This window comes from Brevundimonas sp. CURTG3B2_SDJG (assembly GCF_057364705.1).
Map to the genome: position 1 here is coordinate 1 of NZ_JBNFOJ010000364.1, position 2539 is coordinate 2539.

Sequence of the window (2539 nt, forward strand, 5' to 3'; positions counted from 1 at the left end):
GGGCCGGGCTTCACCTCGGCGGCGCCCATGTGAACCACGCCGAGCACGCCCGGCCGCACGGGCTGCTGAACGCCAGCGGCGGCCCCGACCTGGGCGACCTGCAGAACATCTACGCCGCCGCCGACGGCTCGGCCCACGCCGAGGTCTACCTGGCCGGCTCGGGGCTGGACATGCGCGGCATGGACCTGCTGGACGGCGACGGCCTGTCCTTCCTGGTCCACGCCAATCCCGACGATCACTTCAGCCAGCCCATCGGGGGCGCCGGCCCCCGCATCGCCTGCGGGGTCTTCGAACCGGTCGGCTGAACGACCCCGCTTCTCTCCGTCATTCCGGGGCTTCGCACAGCGAAGAACCCGGAACCCAGCATTCCGGGGCTTCGCGCAGCGAAGAACCCGGAACCCAGGAGCGCCGCGCGGGATCGACGGCGCGTCAGGCGGCGAACGTGATCTCCTGGGTTCCGGGCTCGCTCTTCGAGCGCCGCGGAATGACGGCGGTTGGGTACGACCGATTCTGACGCACCGAGCCGCTAGGCTGTCTCACCTGGGTCTTTGACAATCGACAGCCGGAAAATGTCACGATGTGCGCTCGCTTTTCTCGAGTGCGCATTTCCCCTTCTCCGTCATTCCGGGGCTCCGCGTAGCGGAAACCCCGGGTTCGCTCTTCGAGCGCCCCGGAATGACGCAAGGGGTGGAAATGTGCACGATGTGCACTCGCTTTTTTTCGAGTGCACTTTCTCGCCCTCCAATCCGCCCGGAACTGCAGCTCCGCCAGCCGGGCGTACAGGCCGCCACGGGCCATCAGGGCCTGATGGGTCCCCTCCTCGACCACCCGGCCGTCGTCCATCACCACGATCCGGTCGGCGCGCAGCACCGTCGCCAGGCGGTGGGCGATGACCAGGGTGGTCCGGGTCTCCATCGCCTGGTCCAGGGCGACCTGCACCAGGCGTTCGTTCTCGGCGTCCAGCGCCGAGGTCGCCTCGTCCAGCAGCAGGATCGGGGCGTCCCGCACCAGGGCCCGGGCGATGGCCAACCTTTGACGTTGACCGCCGGACAGGCTCTTGCCCCGCTCGCCCAAAGGCGTGCCGAACCGCTCGGGCAGGGCCTCGATGAAGCCCAGGGCCTGGGCCTCCTCGGCGGCGGTCCGCACCTCGTCTTCGGTCGCATTTTCCCGACCGAAGCGAATGTTTTCGCTGGCCGAACCCGAGAACAGCGGCGCTTCTTGCGAGACCCACGCGAACCGGTTCCGCACCGCGACCGGATCGGCCTCGCGCACGTCCACCCCGTCCACGGCGACCACGCCGGACTGGGGGTCGTAGAAGCGCAGCAGCAGGCGGAAGACGGTCGACTTGCCCGCGCCCGACGGCCCTACCAGGGCCACCGTCTCGCCAGGACGCACGGTCAGCGAGAAGCCCTTCAGCGCGGGCAGGTCCGGCCGCCCGGGATAGCTGAAGGCCACGCCCGACATCGACACCTCGCCCACGGCGGGGTCCGGCAGGGCCCTGGGCGCCGGGGCGCGGCGTCGCGGGGTGGCTGCGCATCAGTTCGTCGATCCGCTCCATGGCCCCGGCGGCCTTCTGCACATCGCCCCAGCTTTCGCCCAGCGCCCCCACCGCGCCGGCGCAGAACACCGACAGCAGCACGAACTGGATCAGCGCCCCCGGACTCATCCGCCCGGCGATCACGTCCTGCGCGCCCAGCCACAGCACCAGGGTCACGCCGCCGAACATCACCACGATGATCATGGCCGTCATCAGGGCGCGGGCGCGCATCCGGGTCAGCGAGACGCCGAAGGCGTCCTCCACCGCCGCGCCGAACCGCGCGATGGCGCTCTTCTCGCGCCCGAAGGCCTGGACCGTCTCGATGGCGTCCACGCTCTCTCCGGCGAAGCCCACCGCCCCGGCGAACCGGTCCTGCGAGGCCACCGTCAGCTTGCGCACCCGCCGCCCGAACAGGAACAGCGGCCCCAGCAGCAGCGGCACCACCAGCATGACCAGGCCGGTCAGCTTGGGCGACACGAAGAACAGCATCGCCGTTCCGCCGATCAGGGTCAGCAGGTTGCGCAGCGCATAGCTGACCGAGGTGGTCAGCAGGGTCTCCACCAGGGCGATGTCGGTCGTCAGCCGCGACAGCACCTCGCCGGTGCGCATCTTCGCGTAGAAGGCCGGGTCCAGCGTCAGGATGCGCTCGAACAGCCCCTTGCGCAGGTCGGCGATGACCCGCTCGCCGGTCTTGGTGACGAAATAGTACCGGATGGCCGTCGCCGCGCCCAGGAACAGAGCCACCGCGCCCAGCAGCAGGAACCACAGATTCAGTCGCGCGCCGCCGTCCTCGAAGCCGTGGTCGATCGCGCCGCGGGCCGCCGCCGTCAGGCTCAGCGACGCGGTCGTGGACATCACCAGCCAGAAGCCCGCCATGATCGCGTGGCCCTTGTGGCGCCAGGCGTAGGGCCAGATCCGGCCCAGCGGGCGCACGTCGCGGCTGCGCTTGCGTCGCTCCCCCCGCCTCCGCCCCAGCCTGCTCGCTCAGCTGCGCCCGCGCCG

General features: G+C 70.5%; 1 protein-coding gene and 1 pseudogene. One reads left to right on the forward strand and one right to left on the reverse strand.

Annotated features, from left to right (window positions below):
- Nucleotides 1-305, forward strand: a 305-nt coding sequence (locus tag AC2W7C_RS16620) for a superoxide dismutase family protein (protein WP_486002375.1), incomplete at its 5' end; no start/stop codon positions are given.
- A gap of 448 nt (nucleotides 306-753) precedes the next feature.
- Here AC2W7C_RS16620 and AC2W7C_RS16625 read toward each other — a convergent pair.
- Nucleotides 754-2512: pseudogene (locus AC2W7C_RS16625) on the reverse strand (ABC transporter transmembrane domain-containing protein); the annotation flags it as partial.
- Nucleotides 2513-2539 lie beyond the last annotated feature (27 nt).